The organism is Streptomyces albus subsp. chlorinus (assembly GCF_013302895.1).
GTDB lineage: Bacteria > Actinomycetota > Actinomycetes > Streptomycetales > Streptomycetaceae > Streptomyces > Streptomyces chlorinus.
In genome coordinates this window covers 5338499-5350876 of record NZ_VJOK01000001.1, presented here as the reverse complement: position 1 = coordinate 5350876, position 12378 = coordinate 5338499, and the positions used below count along the sequence as shown (strand labels likewise).

Sequence of the window (12378 nt, the reverse complement as noted above, 5' to 3'; positions counted from 1 at the left end):
GCCGGCGTGCGCACCGGCATGTACACATCCGCACCACACAGGAGTTCACGCATGACCACGCACCGTTCCCTCTTCCGCGGCGCGGCCCTGACCGCCGCCGCCGTGACCGCCTCGCTCGCCCTGACCGCCTGCGGCGACGACGATGCCTCCGGCGGCCACAACGGTCACGGCGGCGGCTCGTCCTCGTCCGCCTCGCCGAAGAAGGACGGGAACCACAACAAGGCGGACGTCGACTTCGCCACGGGCATGATCCCGCACCACCGCCAGGCCGTGGAGATGTCGGACCTGGCGGCCTCCCGCGCCTCCTCCGGCCAGGTCAAGGATCTCGCCAAGAAGATCGAGAAGGCGCAGGCGCCCGAGATCAGGACGATGTCCGGCTGGCTGGAGTCCTGGGGCGAGAAGGTCCCCGAGGACATGTCGGGGATGGAGCACGGCGACATGGACCACGGGAACCACGGAGATCCCGGGGACGGCTCCGGGATGCCCGGGATGACGGACCGCAAGCAGATGGAGGAGCTGGAGAAGTCCTCCGGCAAGACGTTCGACACCCGGTTCCTGACCATGATGGTCGAGCACCACAAGGGCGCCGTGGAGATGGCCCGGACCGAGAAGAAGCACGGGACGTACGGGCCCGCCAAGAAGCTCGCCGACGAGGTGATCACCGCGCAGACCAGCGAGATCACGCGGATGAACAAGCTGCTCGGCAAGGGCTGACGCGCCCGGGGCGCCTGGCGGCCCAGTGCCCGGCGCCCCTCACCCGGTGGTGAGGGGTGCGGGCACCTCCGTCACCGCCCTCCCCCACCGCCCGCCGTCGGCACCCGCCGTCGGCACTCGCGGCGCACCGGTGTCCTGGCCGGCCCCGCACATCGCCCGGCCCTCCCCGAACCGCCGGAACCAGCGGCCGTTCACAGGTCCACGACGAGCCGTTCGGACACGGCGCGCGAGACACAGGGGTACATCCGGCCCCGGGGAGCGCCGATGTCGTCCCGGTGCTCCGGCTCCCCGTCGAGCAGGGCGAGTTCGCAGCTTCCGCAGACACCCTCGCGGCACCCGGAGGCCACCGGGAGTCCGGCGTGGACCAGGGCGTCCAGCAGCGAGGTGTCCGCCGGGACCTGGACGGTGCGGCCGGAGCGGGCGCACACCGCCTCGAACGGGGTGTTGGCGGGGAACGTCCTGGCCGCCGGACGGAACCGCTCCACCTGGAGCTGCCCGGCGGGGAACGCGGCCTGTGCGGCGGCGAGCATCGGCGCCGGGCCGCAGCAGTAGACCAGGGCGTCCGGGTGCAGCGTGGCGGCCAGGGCGGCGAGATCGGGCCTGCCGTCACGCCGCGTGGCGGCGACGCGTACCCGGCCGGGGTGGCGGGAGCGCAGTTCGTCGAGGAACGGCATGCTCGCGGTCGTCCGCCCGACGTACACCAGCGACGCCGGGACGCCCGCGCCGGCCGCCGCCCGCAGCATCGGCAGCAGCGGGGTGATGCCGATGCCGCCGGCCAGGAACAGGTACTCCGCGGCGGGCAGCAGCGGGAAGTGGTTGCGCGGCAGCGACACCTCCAGCGGGCGGCCCTGGCGCAGGAAGCGGTGGACGTACTCGGAGCCCCCGCGGCTGAGCGGATCGTGCCGTACCGCCACGCGGTAGCGCTCCCGGTCGGCCGGGTCCCCGCACAGCGAGTAGGAGCGGGTGAGCCAGTTGGGCAGGCTCAGGTCGATGTGCGCTCCCGGCTCCCAAGGGGCCAGCGGCCCGTCGGTACCGCGCAGGGTGAGGGAGACGACGTCCTCGGCGACCGGCTCGATCCGGTCGATGACGGTCTGCTGCATCGGTGCTTCACCTCGGGGCGTGGTCAGTAGAGATGCCGGTAGTTTTCTTGGAGTGCCTGGTCGAGCTGCGCCGGGGGGATGTCGAGCCCGAGCTGCTCGGCCACCATCTCGCCCATCGTCGGCATCTCGCCGGCGAGCGCCTGGCTCGCCGGGTCCCACAGCCGCGACCGGATGAGCGCCCGGCCGCAGTGCCCGTACGCCTCCGCCACCTCCACGACGATCGCCAGCTTCGGCTGCCTGGCCTCGGTCTGCATACGGGCCAGCACCTCGGGCTCGTCGGTGGGGTACGCGCTGCCGTTGACCCGCAGCGTCTCCCGCATGCCCGGGATGAGGAACAGCAGCCCGATCCCGTCGTTCTCGGCGAGATTGCGGAACGAGTCGGCGATCCGGTTGCCGGGCCGGTCGGGAATGGCGAGCGTGTGGGCGTCGAGGACCTTCACGAACCCCGGATAGTCGCCGCGCGGTGAGCAGTCGGCACGTCCCGCGGCGTCCGCGGTCGCCATGGTCAGGAACGGCGAATGCGCGATGAAGCGGCGGAACTGGTCGTCGATGTGGTCGAGGATCTTGTCCTTGACCCGGCCCTCGGGCTCCCCGAGCCGGGCTCGGACCTCGGCCGGCGGCACCGGCCGGGGGCGCGTGCGGGCATGCGTCATGAAGGCTCCTTCCGGATGCGGGACAGCGCGCCGGGCGCCCGGGACCTGGCGTCGCGGCCGGGTCCGCGCCCTCTGCGATCGGCGGCACCCTTGTGCTGCGCCGCAGCTCATGGCCCTATTCTGAGCAATAACTCAGGTCTTTGCCACTCGCTTTCGAGGCGCTGCCCAGGAGGTGCCATGCCGTCCGACCGACGGGGACTTCAGCCACGTAAACAGCCACGCCAGGCCCGGGCGGAGCTGACCCGGCAGCGCATCCTCGCCGCCGCTGCTCACGTTTTCGCCGAGCACGGGTACGCCGCGGGGACCACCAACCGCATCGCCGCACAGGCGCGGGTCTCGATCGGCTCGCTCTACCAGTACTACCCGAACAAAGATGCGATCCTGCTCGAACTGATGACCATGCACCTCGACGCCGGCATGGACATCAGCAGACAGCAGCGCGACGACGAACTCCCCGACGCCCTCGAAGACATCATCCGCGGCCAGGTGCGAGCCGCCATCCACAACCACCGCCACGACCCGAACCTGCTCAGGATCATGTTCGAGCAGACACCGCGCTCCCCCGAGCTGCTGGAGAAGATCGCCCGGAACGAGCGCGAACACGTCGCCTTCGCCGAGCGGTTGCTCGCCCGGCACCCCGAGGTACGCGTCGAGGACACCCACGTCGCCGCCCGGCTCCTCGTCTCCACGGTCGAACGGGTGGTCCACCACCTCATCGCCGAACCCGACACGATCGACGCCCACCGGCTGGAGGACCAGCTCGTCGCCATGCTCACCGCCTACCTCACGGCACCGCCGAAGGGGGACGGCGGGGACGGGAAGGAACCCTCCTGACCGCCGGAGGGCACCCGCCCGTGCGGCTGCCGGGTCCGGCGGCCGGCCCTCGGCCACCGGGTCCGGGCGGTCCCGGTACCGCTCAGGGGGCCGAGGGCGCCGCCACCGGCTTGAGGACCTCCTTGGGCTTGACCAGCGCACGCCCCTGGTCCTCGTCGCCCGCGCCCGCGCCCTCTCGGACCGCGCTCCCGTCGGCGTACGAGCGCCACGAGCCGACACCCAGCACGACACCGACCGCGAGCGCGAGGGCGCCCAGCACGTCGGCCGCCTGGACACCGGGCCGCCGCCCGTCCCCGGACCGTGCGCCCGATCGGTCCTCGGCACCGCCGCCGCGACGGCCCCGCCGCGTCTCCTCGTTCCGCGGTTCGCCCACTGCTCTCACCTGCCCCGTTCTCACGCCTCGCCGACCGGCCGCCGTCCCGCCCGCAGCACGCGGACCGTGGCGGCCGAACCGCCCCGTCCGGTGATCTGATGCGCCACGCGGCCCGAAAGTTCACGGGGAACGCGCCCCGGCAAAGGCGACGAGCCGGCCGGGGGCCGGGCACCGGCAGGGCGGGAGGGCGCCGGTAAGGGGGAGGGCACCGGTAAGGGGCGAGGCGGGCACCAGCCAGGGCCAGGCGCCGGCTGGGGGCAGACACCAGCCAGAGGCAGGCACCGGCTGGGGGCAGACACCGGCCAGGGACAGACACCTGCCAGGGGCACGCACCTGCCGGGCCCGGATGCCTGCCGGGCCCGGGTGCCTGCCGAGGGCCGCTCAGCGGCGGGCCGTCGCCCGGCCCCGGTCCCGGGTCCGGCGGGCCCCGTTCTCCTGGTCGTGCGACCGCCGTCCCCGCGGAAGACGCGGCCGCGGCCGACGAGACGGCGAGGCGTCCGGCCCGGCCGACTCGGTGGCCGGGCCGGTGTGCCCGGCCGGTTCGGTCGACGCGTCCGGCGCGTCCGGTTCGTCCAGCGCGTCAGGCGCGTCCGGTGCGTCAGGCGGGACTCGCTCGGTCGAAGCGGCCCCCGCCGCCGAAGCGATCCCCGCGGCCGGGGCGGGCCGCTCGGCCCGGTCCGGGATCTGGAGGGTGTGGCCGGGCAGGGGCTGGGCGGTGCGCCAGCCGCCGACGCCCAGTTGGAAGCGGAGGTCCCAGGTGCCGGGGGCGAGGGGGTGGCCGTGGTCGGCGGTGGCCGGGTCGACGGTGAACTCCGCCTCGTAGCGCAGCGTGAGCGCTCCCGGCCGCCGGCGGCGGCCCCGCAGCAGCGAGGCCGCCCTCGCGGCCAGCCGCCGCAGCCGGCCGCCCGCCGCCCGTACGTCCTCGGTGACCGGTTCCTCGGTGACCCGCCAGGTGGCGGGCAGGTTCAGCACGGTGCCGCTCTCGCGGTGCCGCAGCTGGCCGCGGACGTTGCTGCGCCGTACGGCCCTGGCGAAGTCCGCCGCGTCGGCGACCGGGGAGACGGCCGCGACGCGGGGCGGCAGGCGCAGCAGGAGACGGCCCCGGCCCGGTCCGTCGGGGCGCTGGAAGACGAGCGGTACGGCGCCGCGCCCCCTGCCCCGGCGGCGGACCAGCGAGCTGGAGCAGCGGACCTGGAGCCGGCCGTCCCGCCACCGGGCCGACTCCGCCTTCGGGCGGTGGACGATCCCGGCCTCGAAGGCGGCCAGCTCCTCCAGCAGCGCGCGGTCACCGTGCCGGGCGAGGGCCGCGACGACCCGCAGCCGGGTGGGCAGTGCCGCGTCGGCCTCCGGCGGCATGCCGGCGGCCAGGGCGCCGACCGCGTCGATCCACGCGGCCCGGCGCTCCGGGGGCTGGTCCAGCAGCCGCTTGCCGGCGACCCGGTCGAGCGCCTTGTTGCCGTACCACTTGGCGGCGAGCCGGTGGCGGTGCCGGCCGGGCGGGACCTGGGTGTCCGGCGCGTCCAGGATGGCGAGGACCTTGCGGACGCTGTCCACGTAGGGGCCGGGCTCGATCGTCGTGTAGCTGACGTTGTGCTTGCCGTCGGTGTGCCGCACCCAGTGGTAGCAGGTGTAGTCGTGGACCGTGGCGACCCGGTCGGTCAGCAGGAAGGCGCGCAGGGTGAACATGTGGTCCTCCAGGCGCACCCTCCCCTCGGGGAAGCGCAGGCCGTGGGCGTCGAGGAAGGACCGGCGGAAGAGTTTGTGCACCGTCATCGAGGCGAGCAGGGTCGTGTCGGTGCGCAGATCGCTGGAGGTGAGCGGCTTCTCGAACAGGGCGCGCGGCGCCTTCCGCCCGTGCCCGGCCATCCGGCCGATGACGATGTCGGCGCCGGTCTCGCACGCGCGCGCGTAGGTGCGCTCCAGCGCCTCGGGAGCCAGGTGGTCGTCGTCGTCCACGTAGTGGACGAACTCGCCGCGCGCCGCGTCCGTGCCGATGTTGCGCGGCCGCCCCGGCCAGCCGGAGTGCTCGGCGCGCAGCACCCGCACCGTCTCCTGGGCGCCCTGCCGGGCGATCTCCGCCTCCAGCAGCGCCACGGTCTCGTCGCTCGACCCGTCGTCCACATAGACGACCTCGAACAGGGAACGGGGCATGGTCTGCGCCAGGAAGGAGCGCAGGCCGGTGAGCACCGCCTCCCCCGTGTTGTACGTGGGGACGACGACACTGACCTTGAGCTGCTCGGACCCCGGCTCCTGGCGGCTGCTCGCGGATGCGGATATGGACTGCACTGCGGCCTTTCGGGTGGTGGACATCCTTGTGCCGCGTGCCCGTCGCCGTGCGGTTCATTCCCCCTAGGAGGACGTGAGGGGGATCTCGCACCAGACGCGCTTGCCGTTGCCGCGCGGCTCGACGCCCCAGTCGGTGGCCAGCTCCTCGATGAGCATCAGGCCGCGGCCCGAGGTGGACTGCTCGGTGGCGGCGCGGCGCTGCGGGGAGGCCGGCGAGGTGTCGGTGACGGCGATACGCAGGGCCCGGCCGCCGTTGCGGACCGGGCGGGCGGTCAGCGTGGCGTCCCCCTCGGTGTGCAGCAGCGCGTTGGTGGCCATCTCGCTGGCGAGCAGCTCCGCGGTGTCGCAGAGGGACCCCAGCGACCAGCGGCGCAGCGCGGTGCGCAGCGCCTGCCGGGCCGCGTGGAGGGAGTGGGGGTCGTTGGGGGAGATGGAGACGGCCATCTGGGGCGCGGCGTGGCTCCTGCCCGCGGCGCGCCGGAGCAGCAGCAGGGCGACGTCGTCCTCCTGTCCGGTGAACGCGGACATGGTGTGCAGCAGGTGGTCGGCCAGCGGGTCGGGGCGCACCGGACCGGACCGCAGCGCTTCGACGAGCTGGTCGCGGCCCTGGTCGATGTCCTGGGTGCGGGACTCGATGAGCCCGTCGGTGCACAGCAGCAGGGTGGAGCCGGGTTCCAGGACCGTCTCGGTGGTCGTGTAGGCGGGGTGGGCGGAGGGTGCGGCGAGTCCGAGCGGCAGCCCGCCGGGGGTGTCCAGCCAGACGCAGCTGCCGTCGGGGCGGCGCAGCAGGGGCTCCAGGTGCCCCGCGCGGACGCTGACCGCGACCCCGGTGTGCGGGTCGAGCAGCACCAGCAGGCAGGTGGCGAACCGGTCGGTGTCCAGTTCGGCGAGGAACGCGGAGGCGCGGGCCATCACGGTGGTGGGCGGATGCCCCTCGGCGGCGTAGGCGCGCAGGGCGATGCGCAGCTGTCCCATCACGGCCGCGGCCGTCACGTCGTGCCCCTGGACGTCGCCGACGACGGCGGCGATCCGCCCGTCCGGCAGCGTCACGGCGTCGTACCAGTCGCCGCCGATGCCGCCCCTGGTCCGCGCCGGCCGGTAGCGGGTGGCCATGGTCAGGCCGGGGAGATGCGGGATGTGGCCGGGGAGCATGGCCGTCTGCAGTCCGGCGGCCAGCTCGTGTTCCTGGTCGTAGAGCAGTGCCCGCTGGAGTGACTGGGCGATGGTGCTGCTGAGCGCGGTCAGCACGGTGCGCTCGTCGTGGGTGAAGCGGGCCCTGCCGTGGAAGGTGAGGCCGACGGCGCCGATGGGCAGGTCGTGCGCGATCAGCGGCAGGTAGACGGCGGCGGTGGCCCACGGCACCATCCGCAGGTAGCCGCGCAGCCCCGGGTAGCGCCGGACGAACTCCTCCCGGTCGGTGACGAACACCGGCTGCCGGGTGCGGACGGCCTCGCTCAGCGGCAGCGGCTGGTCGATGCGGGCCAGGTGGAAGTCGCGGACGAGGTCGTCGGGTACGCCGTTGGAGCCGACCAGTCCCAGACGGCCGTTGTCGACCAGGCCCAGGATGATGCTGGCGGCACCGAGCCGGTGCAGCAGCCGGGTGGAGGTGAGCGCCTCGGCGACGTCGCCCACCGTGACGGTGGGGGCGAGGGCCTCGTTGACGTGGCCGACGATGTCGGCCTGGCGGCGCCGGTCGCTCTTGGCCTGGCGCAGCTCCCTCGTCTGGTCGACGGCCCGCAGCTCCTGGCTGGCGTCCCGGATGATGCCGATGACCTGGCCGGGGCGGCCCCGGTCGTCGGAGACGACGGTGCCCTGGGTGTGGGTCCAGCGCAGCGAGCCGTCCCGGTGCCGGACCCGGAAGTAGAGGCTGTAGCCCGTCCGCTCCTTGAGGGCCCGGCCCACCTGGGCCTGGATCTCGGGGAGTTCCTCCGCGAGCATGTGCCGCGCCAGTGTCGCCGGGCGGTTGTCGTACTCCCCGGGCAGGAAGCCCATCACGGCCAGTCCGGCGTCGTCGAACCGCATCTTTCCGGTCGTCAGGTCCCACACGAAACTGCCCATGCCGTTGACGGCGAGAGCGACGTGGGCGGCGACCGGGGGGTCGCCGCGCGGGCCGGACCCCCTGTTCGGTTCGCGGAAGCGGTGCATCGCTGTCTCCCGGTAGCGCGGCCCCGGAACGTCCCCGCTCAGCGGCAGCCCCGGTAGCCCCCTGACCGAGGCCACCTCCCCCATCATGCGGCGGCGGTGCCGGGCCCGCCCGTCGGGACCCGGCACCCGCGTGACCCCCGCACGGGGGAGCCGCCCACCGGGGCGGCCGGACCGGCGAGAGCCCCGCCGGGTGCGGCGGGGCTCTCGCCGGTCGGTGCCGGAAGGCGCACGAGGGGGCGGTGTGCGGGAGGGTCAGGGGCAGGCCGGGCCCGGGCGGTCAGGGCTTGCCGCGGGCCTGGTCGGCGGCCTTGCCCGCCGCCGCCTTCTCCGAGTCGTCCGGGCCGGTGGAGAGCCCGCCCCCGGAGTTCTCGATGTGGGCGCGGACGAACCACTGGAAGAGTTCCAGCTGGCGCAGGTGCTCGATCAGCAGGTCCTGGGTGACCGGGTCGGAGGTCTCGGTGGCCTGCACCGCCTTGCGGTGGTCCTCGATGACTCCGGTGTAGACGACATCGAGGGCCCCGAGGTGTTCGATGGCCTCGGCCCGGCCGAGCGCGTAGTCGTCCCAGGTGCGCTCGGCGACCAGCCGCCCCGGGGTGCCCCAGGGGGAGCCGCCGAGGGTGGAGATGCGCTCCGCCGTGTTGTCGATCATCTCACGGACGGCCTCGACCTGGGGGTCGAGCATCTCGTGGACGGCGATGAAGTGCGGCCCGACGACGTTCCAGTGGACGTGCTTGAGGGTCAGCGCCAGGTCGTTGAGGGCGTGCAGGCGCATCCGCAGGAGCTGGATGACGTCGCCGCCGTCGCTCTTGGACATGCCAGGAACGGTGTAGGACGGGGTCGAGCCGTTGTTGGAAGCGTTGGCTGCCACGATGCACTCCAATCCTCAGAGTCCTCAGAGATCGCAGACGTGAACGGGGGGATACGGGACGGGGTCTGCGCGGCCTGCGCGAGGGCGGTACCGGCGGGGCCGCCGGCGGTCCGGTCAGTCCTGTGGCGAGTGCCGCTCCTGCGCGGCGGCGTACGCGAACTGGAGGAAGTCCGAGCCCGCGACGGCCGCCAGCCCGCTGAGGCAGGTGCGGGCGGTGGCGGGGGACGCCGCGTGCAGGACGAGCAGCGCGGAGGCCGCCCAGGGGGCCAGGCAGAACGGGCAGGTCACCAGCTCCCCCACGGCGTGCCGCAGCCCGGTGCCGCGGACCTCCTCCGCCACCTCGGCCGGGGCACTGGTGCCCCGGTACCGGGTGAAGGGCGCCCGCAGCGGGCTGACCACCGCGTCCTTGGCGAGCATCCTGGAGAGCTTGTGCGTGGCCAGTGTCAGCAGCACCAGCTCACGGGGGCTCAGGTCCTGCGGAGCCCGGCGCCCGGCGCGGCGCGCGGCGAGCGCGGCCCCGGCGATGCCGGTGCCGAAGGACGCGAGGACGGTCAGATAGCCCGCGAGCGGCCGCTCGTCGTCCGGCGCGTAGTGGTGCTCGTGCTTCCGAGCCACCTCGCGGGGTGTCCGCGGCTTGTCCGGCATACAGCGCTACCTCCCATACCGTGCGCCACGGGGTTCCCGTCCGGCCTGCGGCCAAACGCCCGCCCGGCCCGGGGTCCTCAGCGGCCGAGCGCGCGCTGGAGTTCCTGCTTGTTCATGTGGGAGCGGCCCTTGACGCCACGCTGCCTGGCCTCGTTGTAGAGCTGGTCGCGGGTGGGGCCGCCGGAGCCGGTGTGGGAGCGCTGCCCCCCGCGCCGGGGTGCGGACTTGTCGCGCACGGAGGTGCGGCTGGCGCTCTTGGACTCACCCTTCTGGGCGCGCTCCTTGTTCACCGTGCGGGCCGCGATCTCCTTGGCCCGGCCGGTGGAGGTGCCCCGCTTCCTGGCGCCCTCCTTGATGTGCTCGTACTGCCGCTCGCGCTTGGAGTTCGACCCTGCAGGCATGGTTCCTCCGTACCGTGTCGTGCGTACCGGTTCACCCGATATGGGGCTTTCGTTCGCCTCCATCGTCGGCCCTCCCGGGCCGGACGGCGACCGCACCGGCGCGTTCGACGGCGCGGGTTCCACGCACACGGAGCGCCACACATGAACCGGCCGCCGGGCCGGGCACGCCGGGCAGCAAGCCGAATCCCGCGAACCGTGCCCCCGGGAACCGTGCCACCCCGGCCGAACCGGACCGGGCGAGCCGGGTCAGGGGCGCCGGGCGTCGCCCGTGCGGGTGTAGCGGCAGGTGAACTCGACGGGCTGCTCCAGCTCCAGCACCGTGCGCCCGTCCTCCTCCCCCAGCCGGTACCCGGTCTCCAGCGTTCCGTCCGCCGGGACGGAAGGGCCGCCGCCCTCGGCGAGGGACGTCTCGCGCAGCACCAGCAGGCCCGGACGCGGGCAGCTCCAGGTGAGACGGGTGGTGTCGTCGGCACCGGCGGCGTTCGTCAGCCTGCTCCAGCCCGTGCCGTCGGGCGCGAGGACGAGTTCACTCGCCTCCATGGCCCCAGGGGCGCGTCGTCCCAGGCCCCGCACAGGGCCGGGTCGAGCGCGCTCACTCCACGGCCCGCATCTCGAACCAGGTCGTCTTGCCGCGGGGCAGCAGATCGACGCCCCAGCGCTCGGCGAGGGTGTCCACGAGGAAGAGGCCGCGTCCACTGGTGTCCAGCTCGCCGACGGGCAGCAGGCAGGGCAGCCCGCGCGAGGGATCGCGCACCTCCACGCGGATCCATCCGGAGCGCCGCAGCATGCGGATGCCGATGGTGTGCGCGCCGGTGTGCCGCACGGCGTTGCCGACGAGTTCGGAGACGAGCAGCACGGTGTGCTCGGTCACCTGCGCCGGGGCGGCCCACCGCTGGTGCAGGACGGCCCGGGTGAGGCCGCGCGCCAGCCGGGCCGACTCGGGACGGTTCGGCAGCGGAACCTCCCGTACGGTCGGATCGCCCGCCCGGTCGAGGACGGTACTCACCGGCTCGGCGTCCGGTGCCCCCGCGGGGTCTTCTGGAACCCGTTCGGTCACGCTCGCCACATCTCCCTGACCCGCCATGGCCCCCATCATGACGCCAGGTGACACGCCTCGTGGCCGGTTCCCGGGTTTCCGGAGGCGGGCGGATGCCCGCTCCGGATGCCCGCGGACGCCGCCCGGATGCCGGCCCGCGCCGCGCAGTCACGCTCTGACCTGGCAGGACAACGGGTGCCCAAGTGATCACAACGCGCCACAAGCGGGCGGCGGGACCGGGAAGAGGTGCGGAAACCAATTCCCCCACACGGTGGGGCGCTCGCAGACGACATGCTTACGCCACCCCCGACCACCCCACCCGGCTCCCGGCCGGAGCCACGCTCCACGAGGGGCCCGGGAGAGGCCGCGAGGGGCCGTGAGGGGCCCGCGCGGAGCCCGCGGAGGGCTGTGAGGGGCCCGTGTGGTGCCCGGTTCCGTCCGGGAGCCGGCTCCGTCAGGTGAAGCGCGCCTTGCCGGGGCCCTCCTCGACGAAGCTGCGCATGCCGATCTCCCGGTCCTGAGTCGCGAACAGGCCGGAGAACCAGGTGCGTTCGAGCGCCAGGCCCGTCTCGATGTCCGCCTCCAGGCCGAAGTCGACCGACTCCTTCGCGGCGCGCAGCGCCAGTGCCGGGCCGCGCGCCAGCCGTGCGGCCCAGGCGTGTGCCTGCTCGTAGACCTCCGCGTCGGGCACCACGTGGTCGACCAGCCCGATCCTGTGGGCCTCGGCCGCCTCCACCATCCTGCCGGTGAAGATGAGGTCCTTGGCCTTGCTCGGTCCCACCAGCCGCGACAGGCGCTGGGTCCCGCCGGCCCCGGGGATCAGCCCGAGCAGGATCTCCGGCTGGCCCAGCTTGGCGCTCTGTCCGGCGAACCGCACGTCCGCGCAGAGCGCCAACTCACAGCCCCCGCCGAGCGCGTAGCCGGTGACGGCCGCGGCGACGGGCTTGGGGATCCGCGCGACGGCGGTGAACGCCTCCTGGAGGCCGCGGGAGCGCAGGACCATCGCGGCGTGGTCCATCTCGCGCATCTCCTTGATGTCCGCGCCCGCCGCGAACACCTTCTCGCCGCCGTAGAGCACCACGGCGCGGACGTCCTCGCGGCGTGCCGCCTCCCCGGCGAGTTCGCGCAGCAGGTCCTGGGTGGCGATGTCGAGGGCGTTCATCTTGGGCCGGTCCAGCCGGAGGGTGCCGACGCCGTCCTCGACCTCGAGGCGCGCGGTGGCGCCGCTGGCTTCGTCAATCGTCATGCGGGGAAGGTTAACGGCCGTTCCGCGCGGCGGACCCGGTGCCGTTCCGCACGGCACCGGGACCGGACGACGGCGGA

At 74.0% G+C, this 12378-nt stretch carries 13 protein-coding genes; 2 read left to right on the top strand and 11 right to left on the bottom strand.

All coding sequences use genetic code 11. The features are described from left to right. The first annotated feature begins 51 nt into the window (after nucleotides 1–51). Complete coding sequence (locus FM076_RS23520; RefSeq protein WP_173872933.1) at nucleotides 52–714, top strand: DUF305 domain-containing protein; 663 nt, start codon at nucleotides 52–54, stop codon at nucleotides 712–714. Nucleotides 715–905: 191 nt separating this feature from the next. On the opposite strand, the gene FM076_RS23515 is transcribed toward FM076_RS23520, so the two are convergent. Together FM076_RS23515 and FM076_RS23510 are read right to left on the bottom strand one after the other, a co-directional pair. After that, the gene (locus tag FM076_RS23515) at nucleotides 906–1814 is read right to left on the bottom strand and encodes a PDR/VanB family oxidoreductase (RefSeq protein ID WP_173872932.1); all 909 of its coding nucleotides are present in this window, start codon (nucleotides 1812–1814) and stop codon (nucleotides 906–908) included. A gap of 23 nt (nucleotides 1815–1837) precedes the next feature. After that, a complete protein-coding gene (locus FM076_RS23510; RefSeq protein ID WP_173872931.1) occupies nucleotides 1838–2467 on the bottom strand; it encodes an MSMEG_1061 family FMN-dependent PPOX-type flavoprotein in 630 nt (209 codons plus the stop codon). Nucleotides 2468–2644: 177 nt separating this feature from the next. On the opposite strand from FM076_RS23510, the gene FM076_RS23505 reads away from it, so the two are divergent. Beyond that, nucleotides 2645–3301, top strand: coding sequence for a TetR/AcrR family transcriptional regulator (locus FM076_RS23505; protein WP_173872930.1), 657 nt, complete (start codon nucleotides 2645–2647; stop codon nucleotides 3299–3301). An 82-nt stretch (nucleotides 3302–3383) separates the two neighbouring features. Here FM076_RS23505 and FM076_RS23500 read toward each other — a convergent pair whose 3' ends face one another. The 9 genes from FM076_RS23500 to FM076_RS23460 all read right to left on the bottom strand — a co-directional run bounded on the left by FM076_RS23500 (nucleotide 3384) and on the right by FM076_RS23460 (nucleotide 12301). Further along, nucleotides 3384–3674, bottom strand: coding sequence for a hypothetical protein (locus FM076_RS23500; RefSeq protein WP_173872929.1), 291 nt, complete (start codon nucleotides 3672–3674; stop codon nucleotides 3384–3386). A gap of 381 nt (nucleotides 3675–4055) precedes the next feature. Beyond that, nucleotides 4056–5984: a glycosyltransferase family 2 protein gene (locus tag FM076_RS23495; RefSeq protein ID WP_173872928.1), complete on the bottom strand. Its 1929-nt coding sequence runs from the start codon at nucleotides 5982–5984 to the stop codon at nucleotides 4056–4058. Between the two features lie 39 nt (nucleotides 5985–6023). Further along, nucleotides 6024–8105, bottom strand: coding sequence for a SpoIIE family protein phosphatase (locus FM076_RS23490; RefSeq protein ID WP_173874956.1), 2082 nt, complete (start codon nucleotides 8103–8105; stop codon nucleotides 6024–6026). Between the two features lie 277 nt (nucleotides 8106–8382). Further along, nucleotides 8383–8919: a Dps family protein gene (locus FM076_RS23485; RefSeq protein WP_173874955.1), complete on the bottom strand. Its 537-nt coding sequence runs from the start codon at nucleotides 8917–8919 to the stop codon at nucleotides 8383–8385. 168 nt (nucleotides 8920–9087) lie between these two features. Continuing rightward, on the bottom strand, nucleotides 9088–9618 hold the full coding sequence (locus FM076_RS23480) for a DUF1360 domain-containing protein (RefSeq protein ID WP_173872927.1): 531 nt from the start codon (nucleotides 9616–9618) through the stop codon (nucleotides 9088–9090). 77 nt (nucleotides 9619–9695) lie between these two features. Next, on the bottom strand, nucleotides 9696–10019 hold the full coding sequence (locus tag FM076_RS23475) for a plasmid stabilization protein (RefSeq protein WP_173872926.1): 324 nt from the start codon (nucleotides 10017–10019) through the stop codon (nucleotides 9696–9698). 246 nt (nucleotides 10020–10265) lie between these two features. Continuing rightward, complete coding sequence (locus FM076_RS23470) at nucleotides 10266–10559, bottom strand: hypothetical protein (protein ID WP_173872925.1); 294 nt, start codon at nucleotides 10557–10559, stop codon at nucleotides 10266–10268. 52 nt (nucleotides 10560–10611) lie between these two features. Continuing rightward, on the bottom strand, nucleotides 10612–11112 hold the full coding sequence (locus tag FM076_RS23465) for an ATP-binding protein (protein ID WP_243275064.1): 501 nt from the start codon (nucleotides 11110–11112) through the stop codon (nucleotides 10612–10614). A 397-nt stretch (nucleotides 11113–11509) separates the two neighbouring features. Beyond that, entirely contained in the window at nucleotides 11510–12301 is a 792-nt protein-coding gene (locus FM076_RS23460) for an enoyl-CoA hydratase/isomerase family protein (protein ID WP_173872923.1), read from the bottom strand. Nucleotides 12302–12378: the final 77 nt, after the last annotated feature.